This window comes from Paraburkholderia monticola, from assembly GCF_001580545.1.
Taxonomy (GTDB): domain Bacteria; phylum Pseudomonadota; class Gammaproteobacteria; order Burkholderiales; family Burkholderiaceae; genus Paraburkholderia; species Paraburkholderia monticola.
On record NZ_LRBG01000038.1, the window covers coordinates 501,241 to 522,660 of the forward strand.

Consider the following 21,420-nt stretch of genomic DNA (forward strand, 5'->3'; position numbering starts at 1 on the left):
CTAACTGTCAGCCCCGCCTGCCATCCCCAAGTCGGCTCGCGTCTGGCGGCAAATCCAACACGCATACGCCAGAAGCCGCTTCGCAGAACGGGCCGCCCGATTCGACCACGCCATAACGAAATGCGGCGCTTCATCGGCGCGTCATGCATCGAAAAAATAATCGATGTGCAGCACGCGACCGCTCGGGCGCACCCCAGTCGCCAACCCGCCGACGTCGACGCCATGCATCCGCCGATGCACACCCCGAGTGCCGCCACCACGCGGCTTTGCACCGCATCCGGGCGCATGCCGCGGCGCTATCCCGTGGCACCGGCTCGGCGCGCCGGGCACGGCATGTGCGTGAAAGTCCGCTCGCGCGCCGGTGTGCGCGATCCCCAAAATGTTCTACTCTGTTTTTTTAAACCGCTCCGACAGGCACGCGCCTCCCGTCCGTCCCCCGTGCGGTTCGCGTCTGCCATGTCGAACTTCCCGGAGGCTTCGATGACGACCGTCGATCTGGAATTCGACCAGCTCCACAGTACCGTCGACGCGCTACGGCGCTCAATTTCGAATCGCATGATGTACGGCGTCGGCAAGGACGCCATCACCGCTCACCCGCACGACTGGCTGCACGCGGCCGCGCTGGCCGTGCGCGACCGGCTCGTCGCGCGCTGGATGAAGACCACCCGCCTGCAATACGAGCAGGACGTGAAGCGGGTCTACTACCTGTCGATGGAGTTTCTGATCGGCAGGACCTTTACCAACGCGCTGCTCGCGCTCGGCATTCACGATCAGATGAAGGAGGCGCTCGCGAGCCTCGGTGTCGACATGGATGCGCTGATCGATATCGAACCCGACGCGGCGCTCGGCAATGGCGGCCTCGGCCGGCTCGCCGCGTGCTTTCTCGACTCGATGGCGACGCTCGGCATTCCGGGCTTCGGCTACGGCATCCGTTACCAGTACGGGATGTTCCGTCAGGAAATCGTCAACGGCGAGCAGGTCGAGGCGCCCGATTATTGGCTGCGCGCCGGCAATCCGTGGGAATTTCCGCGGCCCGAAATCAAATACATGGTGCACTTCGGCGGCCGCACGGTGCAGCGCGGCGACAAGACCGACTGGATCGACACCGAGCACGTGAACGCGACCGCGTATGACACGGTGATTCCCGGATATGCGACCGACGCGACCAACACGCTGCGTCTATGGTCCGCGCGCGCGACCGAGGAACTCGACCTCGGCGCGTTCAATCGCGGCGACTACCGCAATGCGGTCGATACGAAGAACATGTCGGAGAACGTGTCGCGGCTGCTCTATCCGGACGACTCGACGCCAGCCGGCCGCGAGTTGCGGCTGCGCCAGGAGTACTTCTTCGTGTCGGCGACGATGCAGGATCTGATCCGCCGCTATCAACGCACGCACAGCACGTTCGGCCGCTTCGCGGAGAAGGTCGCGGTGCACCTGAACGACACACACCCGGTGCTGGCGATTCCCGAGCTGATGCGCCTGCTCGTCGATGTGCATCATCTGCCGTGGGACAAGGCGTGGAAGCATGTGACGCAGATCTTCTCGTACACGAATCACACGCTGATGCCCGAGGCGCTCGAAACCTGGGATGTCGAAATGTTGTCGCGCCTGCTGCCGCGCCATCTCGAGATCATCTTCGAAATCAACGCGCAGTTTCTGAAGCACGTCGGCGAGCATTCGGGGCACGACGTCGAGATGATCCGCCGCATTTCGCTCGTCGACGAATATGGGCAGCGGCGCGTGCGCATGGCGTATCTGGCGATCGTCGCGAGTCACAAGGTGAACGGCGTGTCGAAGCTGCATTCGCAACTGATGACACGCGACATCTTCGCCGACTTCGCGCGCATCTATCCGGACCGCTTCACCAATGTGACGAACGGCATCACGCCGCGCCGCTGGCTCGCCCAGGCGAGTCCGTCGCTGTCGTCGCTGATCGACTCGCGCATCGGCAAGCATTGGCGCGGCAATCTGTTCGAGCTCGAGCAATTGCGTAATCTGCGCAAGGACGACGAGTTCGTCGAAGCGTTCCGCGAGGCCAAACGACAGAGCAAGCTGCGGCTCGTGCACCGGCTCGCGCAGCATACCAAGCTGCACTTCAATCCGGATGCGCTGTTCGATCTGCAGGTCAAGCGCATTCACGAATACAAGCGCCAGTTGCTGAACGTGCTGCACGTGATCGTTCGCTACAACGAGATTCGCGCGAATCCGGAGCGCGACTGGGTGCCGCGCGTCGTGCTGTTCGCGGGCAAGGCCGCGTCCGCGTACCGGATGGCGAAGACGATCATCAAGCTGATCGGCGACGTGAGCGAGAAGGTCAACCATGATCCGCTGATCGGCGATCGGCTGAAGGTCGTGTTCGTGCCGAACTACGGCGTGAGCGTGGCCGAACTGATCATTCCGGCGGCGGATCTGTCGGAGCAGATCTCGATGGCCGGCACCGAGGCGTCGGGCACCGGCAATATGAAGCTCGCGCTCAATGGCGCATTGACGATCGGCACGATGGACGGCGCGAACATCGAGATCTGCGAGGCGGTGGGGCGCGAGAACATCTTCATCTTCGGCCACACCGCCGACGAGGTGGACGACCTGCGCGCGACCGGCTATCGGCCGCGGCGGATCTACGAGGAGAACGAAGCACTACGCGCCGCGCTCGATCAGATTCGCTCGGGCTACTTCTCACCGGACGATCCGCTGCGCTTCTCGGATATCTTCCACACGCTGGTCGACTGGGGCGATCACTACATGGTGCTGGCCGATTTCGACGCCTTCGCGAAGGCGCAGAACGAAGTGGATGCGCGCTTCGTGGACCGGCACGGGTGGGCCGAAAGCGCGATCGAGAACGTTGCGGGCATGGGGCAGTTTTCGTCGGATCGCACGATTGGCGAATATGCTCGCAATATCTGGCGCGTGAGTCCGCTCAATATCGAGTGAGCGTGAGGGGGGTTAAACCTTGGGCGCGGCTGCCGCAGCCGCGGCTGCCGCCTTCGCCCGATGCACGGCCTCGCCGACGCGTGCGACGAACTCGCGGTCCGTGCTCATCAGCGCCTCGCGCTCGCCGTCGGCCGTCTTGACCATCAGCCGATGCGTGACGTCCTGGCTCACCCAGGTGAGCCAACCGACCACGATCAGCATGACCCCGCATACGATTCCCGGCGCCGACTGCAGCACGCCGCCGACGATCGCGCCGATCAACCCGGCCACCGAGATCGTGAGCGGCACAACCCTGTTCTTCTGCACGGTGACGACCTGCACGTCGACGATGTCGCGAAGCGGGAAGACCTGACCCGCGGACGAGAGGGCGTTGCGCGTGACCGACACGCCGCGATCGTTGAAAGGGGTTTCCATCGGTTCAATGCGAGGGTGGTGAAGGGCGCAGCGTAGCAGACTTTTTCAAATCCGAAAAAGACTTCAACACTCAACCAGCCGATACGGATGATCACATCACCAGTGGATCGGCATGCAGCAAGTCATGGATGCTGTAGTCACCATCCAGAACTTGCATGACGGCTGCGACACGACGAGATACTTTTAACCCGGTCGAATATTTCAATATTAACGAACGACATCAAAGGTGTTCTAGAGCCGGAGCACGTCAAAAACAGAGCATGCATAGACATGCCGTCCTGGATATGAAATCCGCAGTTAGCCTCGACGGCTTGGTTTGATCGCTATTGGTAGATCACCTCCTTCACTCGCCGCAAGCGCAATCTTCCGCAACCCACTCAAAGCAGCTCTGTTCGTTCGACTCAGCGCCAAGCAAACTGAGGATCAGCAAAATAACGGTCCGATTCTCCGGTGCTATCGTGATTCCGACCACTTCGGTCAACCATCGACCAATCTTGGTTGCCGCAAAATCCGCTGGGCGTGCGGACTTTTTGAGCGTGACACCAAGCTTCACCGCTCGATAGTGATAGGAAGGCACGCGATGACGCTCCGCTATTCCCGATAGCCCACCCTTGAGACCGGAACCCCATCCCAGCGAACCTGCCAGCACGACTCTCTCGTGATGATCAAGGCTATTGATGAATTCCCGCGCAAGACGACGCACACATGGTTCGTCGAGTCCGTATTGCATCAATACTGATTGAACCGGGTCGTCAAGCGCCTGCGCGTGTTGATCGACCTCCTGCCCAATTCCTTCCACCTCGATGGACACGTCGTGCTGGTGGCTGGCGCTTCGCAGGCAATCGATCAAATAGCGCCGGAAGTATGCGCAGACTGCATAATTACTTGAAGGTGCGCTTTCGGGGCAGGCGTTCGAATAGTTATGGCCGGGTTCGAGCCGAAGCACTTTGGTAAAGATGAATTGCGCAACGAGTTCTTCCTTGTCTTCTCTGAGCGATTGCAATTCAAGCGGGTGATATGGGCGTAGTGCGCCGATCACAAGGCTGTACATCGTGGCCATTTCTTCGCCCGTAAGATGCATTCGTCTTCGCCACAAATCCGGAAGAATGGACGCCTCCTGTCCTCGACTTGTCGCGTTTCTTGCTGTTATTTCCATAGCAAGTCTCCTCGGAAGTTTCGTGGATGTTGTGAGAGAAGTATTGTCGTAAGAGACGGCTTTTTCTAGATCAATCAGCGGATAGTTTCAAAAAGAGTTGCGCGAATGCAAAAGAGGTTCGCGACCGATCGGTCGGAGGGTCTGCTTAAGAAACGCTATATTGATTTCGATGCGCTGATCGACGCGTAGGCGTGTACAGCGGCGTCGATGAAGCGTGCAAATGGCGCAACGCTACGGTGATTCGCCACGCGTTCGGGCTGGGATCGACTTCGGATCTTTTTGCAACGTCCTGGTGAAAGTTCAGCGGGCAAACCGCGCCGGCGCAATTCGCCGATATCTAACCGACATTGCCGCGCAAGGTCAGCGCCCGCAAGTATTGGCCGGCCACTTCCGATGCACCATAGTGCACTACGGTCTGATCGACTAGCGCCCAAATGGCGCAACCGCCAAGACGTGCGCGACGGCAGAAGGAAAGATCCTCCGAAAGATACGCGCCGTGTTCCTCGATCGAATCGAAGAAGCCATAAAAGTTGCCGCTGGGGAGGACTGACCTGTATTGCTCCGGCGGTCCGAAACGGGTAGCGAAAGGCCGCGCCGCCTCGAATGCATCGCGCTGCACGAGCAGAATGCCAGTGCCGATATGTTCGGCTTCGACAAAGCCGTCGACGACCTGAGCGCTGCCGTCCTGATTGCTTTTGACCTGCACGGTATAGTCGGCGTGCTTTTCCAGCCAGTCACGCATCGAGAGGCCGCTGTCCGCCGGTGCGATGCGCCGGTTCAGATCGACGCGCCGGTAGGGATATGCCACTCCCGCGACGCTTCGGTTAGCTATCAGAAGTTTCATTATGGCGTGCGCCGGGAAGTGCATGTCGGCGTCGAGAAATAGCAAGTGAGTGAATTGCCCGTGGTCCATAAAATAGTTGGCGAAAAGATTCCGAGCACGGGTGATGTGAGATGAGCCAACATGCATTAGCCGATATTGCGCGCCTGCTTCAGACAGGGCTCGCGTCGTGTCGACGAGCGAGAAAGCAAAGTTGACATGCACCTCGTCGCGGGAGGTCGGCACGGCAATCAGGACATTCTGTTGACCCATACAAAAGTGGGCTCACAAATTCACACGCGTGAAAGGACAGACCTGCGCGACCCATCGCCTACGCGCGGCACTACTGGCCGTTTTCGACGCACAGGTCGGGGTCGCTCACGACACAATCGAGCGTTGTTGCAACCGCTGCGCCGCGCACGCGTACACGTGAGTCCTTGGCGGCGATCTTGAGTCCGTTGGGTAGCAACACCCACATTTGTGCGGGTTGCCGGGTTTTGCTGGCCTGCACCTGTGCCTGAGGCCCGGAGCCAAAAAAGTAGTCGACGCGCACGGGCCCACGGATCGCCCCGCCTGCATCCTGGGCCATCATGAGGCGCGTGATCGGCGGACCGGCTGGCGTCGCTTCTGAAGTGCTGACGAACACGGGTGCGCCGAGCGGCGTCGTGCGTGGATCGATCGCGGCCGACCGGCCAGCCGAGAGTGGCACTCCAAGCGCGCCGATGGGACCGTTCGTCGAATCCGGAATCGTTTTGAAAAAGACGTAGCTCGGATCCGAGGTTGCGAACAGATAGTCGATGGGCTTGCCGGATAGTGCCTGACTACTGCCACCGTCCGGCGGGACTTGCGCGCCTTGCTGGACCTGCGGGGCTTTCGGCTGGCCCGTCCTGCCAGGCATGCTCGCACGCTCAGGGTGGACCGCGGGCGCGGCCCCATTGATGAGGTTGAAGCCGCGCAGAAGCGGCGAGGCCGGTCCACTATCGGCTGCACCATCGCCTGTGCCGTCCGTTCCGGCGGCGTTCGGGCTCCCGCCTGGCCCCCCGTTGCGTAGCAGCGGCGATTGCGGCACATCGTCCATTGGGGCGCTGCCACTTCCCGACGCCTGCGCATTCAGCTCGCCTTCTTCCATGTCGATCTCGACGCCGCGTACGAGAATCTTCCGTCCCTTCGTGCTCGCGCTCGCCAGGGGAGGATTGAACGCGAAGCCGTTCTGCTCGGCATAGGAGAGGCGCAAAATCGACCCGTCAGGCAAGCGGATTCGTCCGGCCCCCTGCAGCTGCATCGAATAGAGCATCGCGGGGTCGTCGACATACGCGAGGACCGGCGCGTTCAAGTGAGCACGCTCGATCTCGGCGCGCGAATAGTACGGCACGATGCGATTGCCTGCTAGCCGCAGGCGAAGCTTCTTGTCGCGAATGTCGGGAACGCTGTTGCCTAATTCCAGCGCATAGACGCCTTTCAGATTGCCGCTCGACATTGAGGAGAGCGGAATGACGTTGCGTTCTTCGATGCGTGCGGCGATCGCCGAGTCCCGGGCGTTCGGCGGCAGACGTCGCTGATCGAGAAACAGCATATCGCGCGGCACGCCATACACCGGGTACACGTAGGAGCCCTCACGCTTTCGGCTGCCGTTGAGTGTCGGTTCGTAGTAGCCGGTGAGCAAGCCGTTCGCGCTCCTGTCGACGTTGAGGATTTGATAGACGGTGAAATTCTCCTCGAAGAAGCGCCGCACCGATGCGGCGTTGCGTGCATCGACGCTGCGCGCGGCCGTGCAGGGCGCCGACCACCCTGGCTTGCTGGCGAGCGCGGCGCAACTGCGCTTGAACGCCTCCCACGACTGCTCGACGTCATCGTTGCGCCAGCCTGGCAAGTCGCTGAAACGCACGGGTTGATAGACGGCGTTACGGGTCGCGAAGACCGATGCGGTGCCCGCAAGGGCCGATGACGGGGAACTCGCGAGTGGGTAGGCGACGCCCGCGTCGGTGCCGACGGCGGGCGCCAGTTGCGTTGTGTTCGCGGCGGCGCCCGGTACGGGCTGCCCGGAGATCTGCGCCGGCTCGGTGCCGCAGCCAATCAGGGCGGCGCACACCAGGCCGACGAGTGTGGCATGGCAGGTCCGTGTGGTAACCATGATTGTCCTCGTCCTGCAGCGATCCGTTTGGTGCCCGGGCGGGCCGCGCCTGCACCTGAGACAGTCCCGCCTACTTAGACGATCTCACCGCATCGATTTTGAAGGTGATCGCGCCAAACTGTTGCGGGCATGGCGAGTTGCCTTCGCTGCATTGCGCCGTGCCGGCGAACGGCGATGAGGTTGGGGTGCGCTTCTCGGCGGCGGCTTCCTGAGCGGAGTGTGGCAGGCTCGCAAACACTGAATCGTGCGTCATGCCAAGCGCGGAAAAGTCGCGCGGCGCGAGCGAGACGATCGCAAGGAAATGGTTATCCCCTGGCGGATCTCCCGCGAGCATCTGCCAGCTCGGGCGCGGCAGAACGAGCCGCTTGCCGGGGGCGATCTGGTTGTCGTGGTCGAGTTCGTTGGGAAAGAGCTGCAGGTACTGACCGGCGGGGTCGACCACAAACACATAAACGTATCCCGCGCGGTTACTCGTCAGCGAGAAGCGCAGCTTGTCGCGATTGATGACTGCGCGTGGCACCGGGAGATCGACAGTGATCTGGACGCCGCTGGCGCCGAGAGCCGCGACGCGGGCGAGTTCGCCAGGCGCGGTGAAGGGCGGCAGCGGCGGTAGTGATGAATCATGTTGCGACGTATCGGACGACGCCGATGGGTTCGCCGCCGCGCCGGTCGCCGGCGGCGGCTCGACTTGACGAGGCGCCGCGGCTTTCGGCACAGCCGGCACGGTCAGGCTCGACGCGCTGGGCACCGCTGCGGATTGCGCGGCGCCACGGCCAGAGCCCGGCGCACGTCCAGACATCAACCACGTCCCCACGCCCGCAGCCGCGAACACCACCACACCCACGCCGAGCCACACGGCACGCCGTTTCGACGAAACGATCGTCACATCGTCACGCGAGCGCGATCCCCCGTCGCCGCGTTCCGGCGGCCGCCCGGTATGCTGCGGCGATCCTTCGGGCGCGATGCCGAGTTCCGCGGCGAACTCGCGCGCGGTCTGCGGACGGTCGGCGGGCATTACCGCGAGCGCGTGATCGACGGCCCGCAAAAAACGCTCCGAGTACCGCCCGGCCGCGAGCTTGACGAGCGGTTGGTAGTTGTCGCTCACCATGCGGCCGACCGAAGGCGGCGGGGTCCTGCCGGTGATCGCGAAGTACACGAGCGCCGCGAGCGCATACTGATCGCTCCACGCACCTTGTTTGAGCGACGGCACTTCGGCGTACTGTTCGATCGGCGCATAGCCCGGCTTGAGGATCACCGTGAGCGCCTGCGTCATATCGCCAATGACGCGCCGTGCCGCGCCGAAATCCAGCAGCACGGGACGCTCGCTGCCTTCGAGCAGGATGATGTTGTCCGGCGCAATGTCGCGGTGATAGCAGTTCGCCGCGTGCAGTACCGTCAGCGCATCGAGCAGGGGCGCGAGAAGGTTCTTCAGCCAGCGCTCGTCGGGCGGTTTGCCCATCGCCTTGAGCGTGTCCTTGAGCGTTTCGCCCTTGTAGTACGGCATCACCATGTACGCCGTGCCATTCGCTTCCCAAAAGCGATACACCTTGACGAGCGAGTGATGATCGAATTGTGCGAGGATGCGCGCTTCGTTAATGAAGCTCTTCAAACCTGCGCGAAAAGTGCCTTCGTGCCGCTCGGATTTCACCCGCACCTCGGTGGCGCTCACACGCGATGCGAGTGCCGACGGCATGTACTCCTTGAGCGCGACGTGCCGGCCGAGCGAGGTGTCGAACGCGAGATAGACGATGCCGAAGCCGCCTTCCCCGATCAGGCCGGCGATTTCGAATTCACCGAGTCGCGTGCCGGGCGGCAAGGTGTTGTGCCCGCCTGCAGCCGCCGTCGATGTCGCCGCGGAAGATGGATTCGCGCTGCCTCGCGCCGCGCTGACGATGACCGTCCGGTCACTCTCAGGTGGCGCCTGGCCGGCTGGGTCAGGGACTTCGCCAGGCTCGGTCATGGTTCGTGACTCAGCAGCATGTTGGTGAAGAGCGCGTCGTCCGGCATGGCACGGGTTGGCCAGATCGTGAATTTGCGCTCCACCGGTTCGACACTCGGCTCTGCTGGCGCGCGTTGCTCGATGCACCAGAGGCTCGTGCTCTCGATGCCCGCTTGCCAGAGCGGCGCGATTTCCGTGGCCAGTTGCCCGCAAAACTCCGCGCAAGACGACGCGCTCCACGGCGTGCCGAACACCGGCTGCGGTTCGCGGCACGGCACGGTGGGCACCGGCAAGCCGGCGAGTTGCGCATCGAACTGCTCGATCGAGTAGTCGAAATCGAGTGCGGCGAGCGCCACTTCCTCGATCCCGCCGAGCCATCGCCAGATCTCGTCAACCTCGCTGCGGAGCGCGGGCGCACCAGCCAGGGGCGCCGCGATCGTAAGCGGGAAATGCCGCCCGACGCGATCGACCGATGCCATCAGTACGCCGGTCCAGCACTCACGCAGTTCGGGGGCGATCGCGCCGGGCATCGCGAAGAAGTGCCAGACGGGGCAGGTCAGATACACGGAGAGCCAGCGCTCGCCTAGCCGCAATTTCGTTTCGGCGATACGTTCGCAAAGCCACGTGTCCCACGCCTTGACGAATACACTCGAGAGGCGCCGCGTGGCGAAGTCGCCGAGCGAGGGCAGCTTGCCGTACCAGCCCGCGACGGCGGCATCGGCAACATTTGCCGGTGAGGGCTCGGGTTCAAGCGGGTCGTTCATAGCTGCGCCGGACAGGAGAATGCGCGCAGGTCCGCAAGCCGGAACGGATTCTCCACGCTATTCGCGGTGACCTCGAAGCGCGCCTTGCGGCCTTCGACATTGAAGGTCACGAAGAAGCGCTCCGGTTGCGACGTGGGTTCGATGTCCAGTTGGTCGAACATGCGAAACAGCGCCCATGGTCCTTCGAACATGAGGTTGCCTGCGCCGCTCGTCGGCGGTGGCGTAAGTTGCAGGCTCACGCGTCCACTGCCGCGCGTGCCGGGCCACTGAATCGTCGTCGCAACCTGCGGGCCATGTGCGTACGTCAGCACCTGACCGTCCACGTCGAGCGAGAACTGCAGGATCGATGTGTCCATCTCGACCGGCTTGAACTGCAGCGTCAGCGACGCCGCCTTGCCGCCGCCGTGAAAGAACACGTCGCGGATCGTTGCGGCTCGCTCGAACTGCGCGAGGCCGGCCGGACTGATCTGCGCCTGCGAATCGTCGACCTTCTTGAAGGCCCACGGCTTGGTGGACATATCGACCTCGGCCGCGAGGTGCTTCTGGAAGAAATCGTCGAATTTGCCGCCGGGTGCGAAGAGCGCGCCGAAGTCTTCGGGAAGCACGTCGCTGGCCGACGATTGCTTGAACGGATAGCGTCCCGTCACGGCGCGATTGCAGAATGCGGAGATCGATTCTTTCAGATCGGCGGAGAGGTTCGCGCGCCGCGCGTCCTGAGACTCGACCGCGCCTGCGCTACCGAGATCCACGAGCGCCGCGCGGATCGGTTCGGGCATGCGCTCGGCCTGGGCCCGCAGCTTTGACGGCACGTCGGACGCGGGTGGCGCGGTTTTCTGCTGCAATGCCTGGTCGGTGGTATTCAGGTACACATACATATCGTTGATGAGCCCGATGGTCTGTGTGATGGGCGCCGGCTGCCCCTCCCCGGGGCTCGTCACCAACGCACGCAGGCCGATGAAGCGGTCGTCGACGATGCTCTCCAGGCGGTTGCCGGAAGCCACTGGAGCGATCTTCGTCGGGTCGGACTCGCCGATGATCTTCAGCAGCTTGTCGCGCGCGGCGCTGAGCTTGTCGTTGGCCTTGTCGACCACGTTCGCTTCGCCTTCGGGCTTGGCGCCGAGCGTGGTTTCGCGAGAGGCGGCGCGCGCGAGCGCGGCGAGCGGCGAATCCGGCGCTGAGAGGATGCGCGCGATCTGCACGGCCTGGGTGAGGCTCGTCGCCCGGACAATGCGGATGTCATCGAGAAACGCGCTCCAGATGCGCGCGTAATCCTGCAGGTAGAGCAGACGCACGTCTTCGATCAGGCGTTGCATCGTGGCCGGATCGCCGCGCGGCAGGCCACTCTGGTCGCGAATGCCGAGCACCCATGGCTCTTCGGACGCCAGTTGCACGGCGACCTGATCGATCGCCTTGAGGAACGCCTGGTGGTAGCCGTCGAACGAGTAGAGGCCGGGTACGCCTTGCGTGAGCGGCGCGCCGCTGGCGCGGACGAACACGATCGACGCGTTCGGGCCGCCCGCGCGCGCCACCGTGAACTCGGGATAGTCCGCGCCGACTCCCTGCTGCCGCAGGCGTCCGTAGACCCGCTGGGCGAGCGGATTCGACGCGAGCATGGTGCGCAATTGCCTGACGAGGCTTTCATCGAAAGGCAGGTTCGAATGCACTGCGCCGCGCGCGAGCAGCGCGTCGAGATGGGCCTGCAACTGGGCACGCTGTTCGATGCTGACCTCGCGAGGCAGCGTACGATCCCAGTCGGTCACGATCCAGGCCTTGAGGGCATCGGCATCCTGATGCTCGGGCTGGTTGAGCATCAGATAGGCCTTCAACGCTTCGTACGCGTACCCGGTGTTGGCCGCATTGGCGCTGCGCGCCTGCTCCTCGATCCGTGCCGCGAGCTTGGGCAAGAACAGATCGTTCAACAGACGCTGATAGGCTTGTTCGGATGCGGCGTCGAGCTTGCGTCCTTGCCAGAGACCCCATTGCATCGAGAGGGGCGGACGCTGCGCATCGACCTGCGCGGTCGTTGCAAGATTGCGCACCGAGGAAAGCAGGGGCAGCAGCGCCACCAGGCTCGCATTCGCGGAGGTCGTGCCCGCAGCGTTGGCTTGCGCCGCGCGCGCCGCCTGATCGACGCTGGCCACATAGGCGCGATTGCGCAGGTAACTCATGCCCCACAGCGTCAGCACGCCGACCGCGGCGACCGTGATGACGGCATACGCGGCTAGCCGCCGCAGATGCCGTCGCCTTGCCCACTTGAGATTCGAACCGGCGAGCCCCTGCTCGGCAAACACGACCTCACCGAGCAGTTTCTCGATGAAGAAGCTGCGCCCGCTCGCCTGGCGCGGCGACGGCACGCTGCGTTCGACACCGAACGCGCGCGCAATCGATCCCATCACACGGTCGATCGGCGTGCCTTCCTGCGTGCCGCTCGTGAAGTAGACGCCGCGCACGAACGGCGCATCGTCGTGACGCGACTGCACGAAGGTCGCACGCAGGAACTCCGTGAGGACCGGCTTGAGCGCCGCAAACTGTGGCGGAAAGCCGAAGATGGCCGCGCGCTGCGGCAGGCCCGTTTCCGCGTGAAGCCTCTCGGGCATGCGCGCGACGAGCCGCGCTTCCAGCGCGTCGAGTTCCTCGGCGATGCGCGCATCGAAGGTCTTTGCCGCATCGGTGGCACCGGGTTGATACGGCAGCGTGAAGCCGAAGACCTGCGCGCGCTCCTCTCGGGTCATGTCGGCGAAAAACTCGGTGAAGCCGGCGAGCAGATCAGTCTTGGTCACCAGCACGTAGATCGGAAAGCGTGCGCCGAATTGCTCGGTCAACTCGTGAACGCGCGCGCGCATCGCGGCACCCATTTCCTCCATGCTCGCGGGTGTCGAAGCAAGCAGGTCGGACACGCTCACCGTGAGCAGCACGCCGTTGATCGGCTGGCGGGGGCGCGTCTTTTTGAGCAGAGCCAGAAACCCCTGCCACGCGGCGCGGTCCGCATCGCGATCGCTCTCGTGCGTCGTATAGCGGCCGGCCGTGTCGATCAACACGGCCTCCTCGGTAAACCACCAGTCGCAATTCCGTGTGCCGCCGACACCCCTGATCCGGTCGGTCCCGAAACGGTCCGCGAGCGGAAAGCGCAGGCCCGACTGGATCAATGCCGTGGTCTTGCCCGAGCCGGGCGCGCCGATGAACATATACCAAGGCAGCTGATACAGATATTGTCGGGACGACAGCGCCAGCCACTCCCGCCAGCCGGGTTTGCCGCCTGCCGCCGTGACGTGCGCTTCGCGCAGGATCGACAACGCTTCGGCAAAGCGTTCGTTCAGTGTCGCGACCTCGGCATCGCCGGGCGCGGTTGGCGCCTGCGCAGCAGGTGCGGCGTGCACGGCGAGCCCGTCGGCGAGCGCGGCCTGGGTACGTTTGGCGCGCCACGCCGCGAGCAGTCGCCGCAAGATCAGAAGCAGCGCCACACAGCCGATCGCGATGAATCGCGCGGTCTCCGATTCGAGCGGGTAGGTGTGAGCGATCGACACGAGCGGACCGAAGAGCCAGATCACGGCCGCGATCAGCAACAGGCCCACGATCAGCAGCAGGATCGGATGGAACACGATCGACAGGATTTTCTTCATGTCGTGGTCCGCTGTCGTGGGCGATGGCCGGCTTACGCGCCAGGCCTCGCGAATAGCGTGACTTCCACGCGCCGGTTCAGCGCGCGGCCGGCCGGCGTGTCGTTCGGCGCGAGCGGGTCGGCGTCGCCCTTGCCCTCGGCTTTCAGCCGGGCGGGCGCGACGCTCGCCGCGAGCAGGTCACGCACGTTCGCCGCGCGGTCCTGCGAGAGCTCCCAGTTCGACGGATAGCGCGCCGAGCGAATCGGCTGATCGTCCGTGTGGCCCGTGACGAGCACGTTGCCGGGCACGGCATTGAGCGCCGCTGCGATGCGCTGGATCAGCGGCTTCACCCGGTCGGAGACGGCCGCGCTGCCGGCCTTGAAAATGCCGTCGCCATGAATCGTGATGACCGAGCGATCGACCTGATCGCTGACCGTCACGAGACCGTCGCGGATTTCCGGTGCGAGGAACTCCGCCAGCCTTGGTTTCGCGGCCGGCGCAATGACGATGGGACGGGTCGCGCCAGCGCGGATCGATGCGATCGTATCGAACGCGGGGTCCGACAGACGCCCGAGGCTGAAGCTCATCGCCAGATACGCGACGGCGAGCACCAGCAGCGCGAAGGCGCCGACAACCCAGACCGGCAGCATCTCGGTGACCCGTTTGCGCGTCGCCGCGACGCCGCGCCAATGAGGCGACAGCGCACGCTCCGGTTCGCCGCGCTCGTTGCGGATCAACTGGTGGAGACGTTCACGCACCGCATCGAGTTTCTGGCGGCCTTCGCCGGAAATCCGATAGCGGCCCTCGAAGCCGAGCGCCAGCACGACGCTGATCAGTTCGAGCAGTTGCAGGTATTGCGCGGGTTTCTGGGCGAGCCGAGCGAGCAACTGGAACACCTTCTCGCCGCCCCAGTTTTCGTTGTGAAACGTCACCAGAAGACTCTGGCGCGCCCACACGCCCGCACCCCACGGTGTGCCTGATGCCGCCTCGTCGAGCATCGTGCAGAGGATGTAGCGCGCCGCCGTGACATGCTCCGTGACGACGCCGCTTGCGCGCGCCTGTGCCTCGAAGCGCCGGATGCCGCGTGCGAGCGCGTCGCGCAGCGCGGTGGAGTCGGCGCACGAGGTCATCGCGCGAATCTGTGCGGCCACGCGCAGCAGTGGTGCGCACGCGGCGATCAGCGGATTCGCCGAGCCGCCTTGCACGGACGCGGCGAACACGGCGTCGAGCGTGGGTTCCGCGCCGCCGCTCGCGGAGGTGTCGCCCGCCTCGCCAGGGAAAGCCATGCCGGCACCGTCGGGACGGCGTCGCGCGCCCGGGTTCGGCTTGATCATGGTCTGATCGGACTCAAAGCCTGCAAACGGATCGTCGCTCGTCATGGCGGTCACTGGCGAATCGCCCAGAATTCCAGTTCGATCCCGGGAAACTCACCGGCGATATACATCGCCAGGTTGCCCGTCTGTTCGAGTTCCTTCCACAGATCGCAGCCGCGATCGAGCTCGAAATAGCTGAAGCCCGCGTGAAACGGAATTTGCCGGGGCGCCACTGGCATCGCCCGCAGGCCGATGCCGGGCATCGCGAGATTGACGAGATCGCGAAGACGGTCGGCGGGCGCGAGCTTGGCCTGGGTCGGGAAGCGCACGCGCAGCGCTTCTCCCGGCATCTGCGCGTTGACCGCGAGCACGAAGCCGGCTTTCTTCACGAGTTCGAGATCGTTGATGGTCGCCACGCGCACGCCGGACTTGTGCAGCTGCAACTCGATCGCGATGGCGTCCGGTTCGGGCACCTGCGAAAGAAGCTGCCGCAATTCCCGCATCACCGGCTCGAACGACGCTTCGAGATCGTCATGGCGATACGGCGGGAAAGCGAGCGCGCGGCGGCGTTCGTCGAAGGTGGCGAGGTCGCCCGCGAGCGCGAGGCAGAGCTGATAGGCCCGCTCGGGGTGCAGCAGCGGCACGTTCAGCAGGTGTGCGAACTGCGGTTCGAAGCGGTTCAAGGTTTGCAGCAGCAGGAAGCCGGCGACTTCGGCGACGCCGCCGCGTCCCGGCTTGGACAGACGCGCGGCGAGCCGCTCGGCATGCTGATGCACGAGGCCCGTGAGTTCCTGCACGTAGCCGAGCAGGCGCGGCTGTGCGAGCGCATGGAGCATCGGCGGAATGTAGCGGGCGTCGAGCAGCACGTGATTATCCGCGCGCCGTTCGGCGACGCGGGCGATGCCGATCGTGGCATAGGCATCGGTGGCCTCGTGCGCGAGCATGAGACGCAGATTCGGCATGCCGACGCGCATCTCGGCGACGCGGTCGGTGCTCGTGGTGATGTCGACCGCGGTGGTATCGGCTGCCACATAGCGCAGGCCGTCGGCGGGACCGCCTTCCACGTCGACTTCCTTCGCGCCGTTGCGCGCGAGCGGCAACGCGAGCAGCACCACTTCGTCGCGCGTGCTGGCGGGGATATCGAGCGACGGCGGCGCGGGCGCTTCGTCGGGAAACGAGAACGACGTGCCGTCGGGCAGCACGCCGAACGCCGATGTCAACGCAATTTTGCCGAGACTTAGCGCGACTTCGTCGAGCGCGTAGGCGACCCAGCCCCACGACCACGCTTCGGTCGCCCGGCCATGCGAGCGGACCAGATGTTCGACGAAGCGGTCGTGCTGCTGAAAATGCTGGGGTTCGAGGAACAACCCCTCGGACCAGATCATTCGTTGGTGCCAGGTCATGATGGCTCGTAGTGGCAGGCAACGCCTCGCACGGCGCGCCCATCCTTAAAAACGATTGATCCGCACGAAATTTGCAAGCGCGCGTGCTGCGCGGTCCGCCAGCCGCTGCCCTTGATGGCCCTTGATGGTGCCGCTCGATGGCGCCGCCTGATGGTACTCAAGGCGGCCCGATCACTACGTCAGCGGCGCCGACCTTAACGGCGAACGGCGTCGTCCGGTTCAGCGGCACCACAGCAGTGGCGCGCCAGCGCGTGCGTTCAATGTCGCGATACGCCGCGACGACCCCAATGAATTTCGTGCCTTGCTGGACGGTCAGTTCGACGCTCCGGCTTTCACCGGGGCGCAGCAGGAACTCGTTCCTGGCGTTCAGATCGGCGCCGAGCGTCGCCTGATCCTTGCCGTACAGCGTGAAGAAATCGGCGCTGTCGAATGCGGCAGTCGATTTCAGTTCATAGACTCGCACCAGAACCGGTGACGGACGTCCGCTGCTATCGGGATTCGCGGAGGCATGCACGACGACGCTGATCTTGACGATGGTTGGCGGCGGCGGCGACGGGGACTTGCACGCCACGCTCAGCATGAGCATCAGCATGAGCATCGGCGTCAGCGCGAAGAGGCGCGATGTTCGTGCACGGCGGCCGGCAGTCGAATCAACACTTGGCATGGCGTTTTCCGTCCCGGTCAGATCCGCCAATACGCGGTCGATGTTCAGGGACATTTGGCGGACCTCGAACATCTCAGACACGCAGGGCCACGAGCTTCGAGTCGTTCGTATACGTCGTGACAGGTTTGGCTAGGAGACGAATCGGTGGACGGGATTTTTAAATTTGGCCAACTGATTCGTCTATCGGAACAGCAGCACGGTCGAATCCGGGCGGCTGGGAAATACGGTGTCTCGTGGCCGGGCGGCATGCGCATGTCCGACGGCTGTCGTTCCACTATTTCCGACGGAAATGCTCGTGAGTCCTTTCCAGCTTGTCCGGGTGGCTCGACGCTGTTCCCCTGCCGCCATCCTGCATTCATGCACGTCGACGACGGGGTGCACGATGGTCGCGAGTTTGCGCGTGATCGTCGGCGTGCTTGCTGCGCTCGCCATTGTCCCAGTCGCGTGGTCCCAGGATGTGCCGCTTACGCCCGCTGCAAGAGAGGCGGAAGCCAGGGCGCGCGACGCCGAAACGATCCAGTCACTATCGAAGGAAGGTCGCCTGCTGCTCGAACGAGATCAGGTCAAGCTCGACGGCTACGCCTATTGCAGCATGGCGGTTGCGGCCGCGGAACGCGGCGAATTCAGGGCAAGCATCGAGGCGGCGTCACGTGCATTGCTGGTCGCGCAACGCACCGACAACGTGGATCTGCTCGCACTGTCGAAGCGCGACCTTGCGATCGCCTACAGCTACGCGGGCGATCTCGACGATGCGCAACGCTATGCGAACGAAGCGCTCGCGGTCGGAGTGAACAATCCCGTGCAGGTCCTCGCGCCCGTGCACAAAGTGCTGGGCGACATCGCCGCGCGCAAGTCGGATTCCGCCACGGCGATCAGCGAATATCGCGCCGCGCTCGCCACGGCGTCGCCGCGTTATCGCCCCCTCGTGCTGCTGTCGCTGACCAACGCGCAGATCGAAGCCAACGACCCCGCAGCCGCGCGAGCCACCTTCGAGCAAGCGAACGAGGCGCGCGATTCCGTGCTTGCGCCGTTCTATCGGCGTATCGAGGGCAATCTTCTGCTCGCCGAGGGCAAGCCGCAGGAGGCGCTCGCCGCGTTCGCAGCCGGGCTCACCAAGAGCGAAGGCGGCGACGCGAGCTACGAGAACCTCTGGGCGCACGAGGGCATGGGCCGCGCCTATCTCGCGCTCGGCGAGCGTGCGCAGGCACGCGCGGCCTGGATGCAGGCGCTCGACGACTCCGAGACGATCCGCGCGCGCTTTCGCAGCGACGAGTTCAAGACGGGACTGTTTGCCGATACGCAGACCGTGTTCGAGGAAACCATCGCCCTCGTGGTCGAAGACGGCGATTACGCGACCGCGTGGGCCTTATCCGAACGCAGTCGCGCACGTGCGCTGCTCGACGTGGTGCGCAATCGTCTCGCTGTCGGCGTCGATGCGCAGCAGTTGAACGGTCGTGTGGTATTGCTCGACGAAGTGCGCGCGACGCTGCGGCAGGACGAGGCGATCGTCGAATTCCACATCCTGCCGCGCGAGATGATCGTGTGGGTCGTGCGCGCAGATGGTCTGAAAGGCATGACCCTGCCGATCTCCCGCAACGACATGGCGCTGGCGGTCAGCGATTTCCGCAACGCGATCATTCGCGGACGTCCCCAGGCGCTTACCTACGGAACACGGCTCGACACGCTGCTGATCGAGCCGCTCGGCTTGCGGCCGAACGAGCGGCTCATCATCGTCCCCAACGGGGCGCTGCACTACATGCCGTTTCAGGCATTGCGCAACGACCAGGGTTTCCTGATCGAGCGGCATCCGATTGCGCTTGCGCCTTCCGCGAGCGTGGCCGTGCAACTCGTGCACCGGCAGCAAAGCGTGGCGAGCAATCTCGTCGCGTTCGGCAATCCGCGTATCGCACCCGAGTTCGACCTGCCCGGCGCCGAGGCCGAAGTGCGCAGCATCGCACCGCTGTTCGGCAAGGAAGAGACGTTTTTGCGCAGCGCGGTGACCCGTACCGCTTTCAGCGACAACGCGCCGACCGGCCGCGTCGTGCACGTCGCGACGCATGCGGAAGCCGACACCATCGATCCGCTGCATTCGCGCATTCTGCTGGCGCCCGCGTCACAACCCGCCGACGGTCCCGACTCCCTGCTCGCCGAGGATATCTATAACCTCAAGTTCGACGCCGTCGCACTGGTCACGCTGTCGGCTTGCGAGACGGCGCTCGGGCGGGTCGAACGCGGCGACGAAATCATGGGCTTCACGCGGGCGTTTTTCTATGCGGGCGCATCGGCGCTGATCGTGTCGATGTGGCCGGTATCGGACGAATCGACGGCGCTCACCATGCACACTTTTTATGCGTCGCTGACACGCGGGGACGAAGCGATCGACGCGATGCGCAAAGCGCAGCTTGCCGTGCTCGCCGACAAGAGGTTCTCGCACCCGTTCTACTGGGCCCCCTTCGACCTGATGGGTGGCTGGCGCCTCTCCGTCGCGCACTGAGAACGCTGCCGTGAACCAGCCCCAGCCCCTCAAGCCCCGTTCGATCGGGCGTCGGCGCGTTGCGCGAGGTCGAGCGCTGACGTGCGCGGCACGATGCCTGCCGATTACGCTGGCGACACTGGCCTGCGCGACGGGCACCGCGGCCTGGGCGCAACAGCCGCCCGGCGTCGGCACGCAACAATTCCCGAATGCCGGAACGCTGCTCAATCAGCAGGCGCGACCGGAACCGTCCGCGCCACCGACCGGAGCCGCGGGAGCGCTTCCGGCGCCGCCCGCCGCGGCGCCGCCGATTCCCGACGGCAAGACCTTCGAACTGCATAGCATCCATCTGACGGGCAACGATACGCTGTCATCCGAGATCCTGTTGCCGCTCGTGAGCGGCAAGATCGGCCAGCAAGTTTCGCTCAATGACCTGAACGCGTTGGCGGCGCGTCTCGCGCAGGCCTATCACGAGCGTGGATATGCACTCGCGCAGGTCGTGATTCCGCCGCAGGACGTGACCAGCGGCGACGTGACCTTCACCGTGCTCGAAGGCCGGATCGGCCGCGTAAACCTCGAGATGGCGCCGGGCACGCCGATCCGCGAGGACCTCGTGCGTGCGCGGCTTGCAGCGATCCAACCGGGCAAGCCGCTGCTTCAGCGCGACCTCGAACGCACGATGCTGCTGCTGTCGGACCTGCCCGGCGTGCATGTGACTTCGTCGCTCGAAGCGGGCAGCGTGCCCGGCACTGTCGATCTGACCATCAACCTCTCGCCAGAAAGACGCTGGGAACTCGGCGTCGCGGCGGACAACTATGGCGCTCCGCCAGCCGGCACCGGACGCGTCGGTCTGGTCGGGCGGCTCGCGTCGCCACTGATGCGCGGCGATAACCTTGACGCGAACCTGCTTGCCGCCGAACGCGCCGACACGGTGTACGGCCGCATTGGATATGACATGCCGATCGACAGCAACGGTACCCGCGCGGGCGTTGCGTATTCGCATCTGTACTACTACCTCGGTCAGGAGTTCGCGGCGCTCAATGCGCAAGGCATCGCCGATGTCGTCACCGCGTCGATCTCGCATCCGCTGATCCGCTCGCGCAGCGAGAACCTGCTGCTGCGCGGTGCACTCGAATATCGCTCGCTCAACGACAAGATCGGCATCGCCAGCTTCGAGAATCCGCAGAAGCTTTCGCTCGCGAGTATCGGGCTGTCCTATGAAAGTCGCGATGCGTTTCTCGGCGGGGGCTTCAACAGTGCGGACGTGGAGCTCTCGGTCGCGCATCTGAATATCGATTCGGAACTTGGCCGCGCGCTCGACGAAGGGCCAGGCGGGCGCAACACGCAAGGCAACAGCGTGCGCATGACGATGCTCGCGAACCGGTTGAACGCAGTGACAGAGAAGTCGAGCGTGTTTATCGGCATTTCGGGGCAGTGGGCCAACCGGAATCTCGACAGTTCGTCGCGCATCGCCCTCGGCGGTCCGCATGCGGTGCGCGCTTACTCGCCGTCGGAAGCGATCGTCGACGAAGGATTGATCGGCACGGTGTCGTATCGCTACGCCGTGATTCCCGCGCTCACGCTGTCGATGTTCTTCGATATCGGGGTGGGGCGTCCCAACGCGGACTACATTTCGGGCCAGGGCGCCAAAACCGTCACGCGCAGCGGGCCCGGCCTCGGACTCTACTGGGTCGGACCGGCCGGCGTCACCATCGACGCGAGCCTCGCCTGGCGCACGACGCGACCCGACACGACGGGCGACGACAAGCTGCCACGCCTCTATGTGCAGTTGTCGAAGGCGTTCTGAAGG

Annotated in this window: 13 protein-coding genes; 3 read left to right on the forward strand and 10 right to left on the reverse strand. The window is 64.4% G+C overall.

Annotated features, from left to right (window positions below; all coding sequences use genetic code 11):
- Window positions 1–480 precede the first annotated feature (480 nt).
- Window positions 481–2,934: a glycogen/starch/alpha-glucan phosphorylase gene (locus CI15_RS29750; protein WP_062136254.1), complete on the forward strand. Its 2,454-nt coding sequence runs from the start codon at window positions 481–483 to the stop codon at window positions 2,932–2,934.
- Window positions 2,935–2,946: 12 nt separating this feature from the next.
- On the opposite strand, the gene CI15_RS29755 is transcribed toward CI15_RS29750, so the two are convergent.
- From CI15_RS29755 to tssJ, 10 genes are all read right to left on the reverse strand, one after another.
- Window positions 2,947–3,348 (reverse strand): DUF6232 family protein, encoded by a 402-nt coding sequence (locus CI15_RS29755; RefSeq protein ID WP_062135481.1) that lies wholly within the window; start codon window positions 3,346–3,348, stop codon window positions 2,947–2,949.
- Between the two features lie 343 nt (window positions 3,349–3,691).
- Window positions 3,692–4,504 carry a hypothetical protein gene (locus CI15_RS29760; protein ID WP_062135484.1) on the reverse strand — a complete coding sequence of 271 codons (813 nt, stop codon included), beginning with the start codon at window positions 4,502–4,504 and terminating at the stop codon, window positions 3,692–3,694.
- Window positions 4,505–4,841: 337 nt separating this feature from the next.
- The gene (locus CI15_RS35860) at window positions 4,842–5,597 is read right to left on the reverse strand and encodes a hypothetical protein (protein WP_075643801.1); all 756 of its coding nucleotides are present in this window, start codon (window positions 5,595–5,597) and stop codon (window positions 4,842–4,844) included.
- Window positions 5,598–5,667: 70 nt separating this feature from the next.
- Entirely contained in the window at window positions 5,668–7,455 is a 1,788-nt protein-coding gene (gene mltA, locus CI15_RS29770) for a murein transglycosylase A (protein WP_062135490.1), read from the reverse strand.
- 70 nt (window positions 7,456–7,525) lie between these two features.
- Window positions 7,526–9,415, reverse strand: coding sequence for a serine/threonine protein kinase (locus tag CI15_RS29775; protein WP_062135495.1), 1,890 nt, complete (start codon window positions 9,413–9,415; stop codon window positions 7,526–7,528).
- Entirely contained in the window at window positions 9,412–10,158 is a 747-nt protein-coding gene (gene tagF, locus CI15_RS29780) for a type VI secretion system-associated protein TagF (protein ID WP_062135498.1), read from the reverse strand. The genes CI15_RS29775 and tagF overlap by 4 nt, the downstream gene beginning before the upstream one ends.
- Window positions 10,155–13,778, reverse strand: coding sequence for a type VI secretion system membrane subunit TssM (gene tssM / locus CI15_RS29785; protein ID WP_062135501.1), 3,624 nt, complete (start codon window positions 13,776–13,778; stop codon window positions 10,155–10,157). The genes tagF and tssM overlap by 4 nt, the downstream gene beginning before the upstream one ends.
- A gap of 32 nt (window positions 13,779–13,810) precedes the next feature.
- Complete coding sequence (locus CI15_RS29790) at window positions 13,811–15,091, reverse strand: DotU family type VI secretion system protein (RefSeq protein WP_241495982.1); 1,281 nt, start codon at window positions 15,089–15,091, stop codon at window positions 13,811–13,813.
- 50 nt (window positions 15,092–15,141) lie between these two features.
- On the reverse strand, window positions 15,142–16,473 hold the full coding sequence (gene tssK, locus CI15_RS29795) for a type VI secretion system baseplate subunit TssK (RefSeq protein ID WP_062135507.1): 1,332 nt from the start codon (window positions 16,471–16,473) through the stop codon (window positions 15,142–15,144).
- 157 nt (window positions 16,474–16,630) lie between these two features.
- Window positions 16,631–17,191, reverse strand: coding sequence for a type VI secretion system lipoprotein TssJ (tssJ, locus tag CI15_RS29800; protein ID WP_241495983.1), 561 nt, complete (start codon window positions 17,189–17,191; stop codon window positions 16,631–16,633).
- Window positions 17,192–17,519: 328 nt separating this feature from the next.
- Between tssJ and CI15_RS29805 the strand changes: the two genes are divergently transcribed.
- Window positions 17,520–19,631, forward strand: coding sequence for a CHAT domain-containing protein (locus CI15_RS29805; protein ID WP_062135509.1), 2,112 nt, complete (start codon window positions 17,520–17,522; stop codon window positions 19,629–19,631).
- 10 nt (window positions 19,632–19,641) lie between these two features.
- A complete protein-coding gene (locus CI15_RS29810; protein WP_241495984.1) occupies window positions 19,642–21,417 on the forward strand; it encodes a ShlB/FhaC/HecB family hemolysin secretion/activation protein in 1,776 nt (591 codons plus the stop codon).
- The last annotated feature ends 3 nt before the right edge of the window (window positions 21,418–21,420 follow it).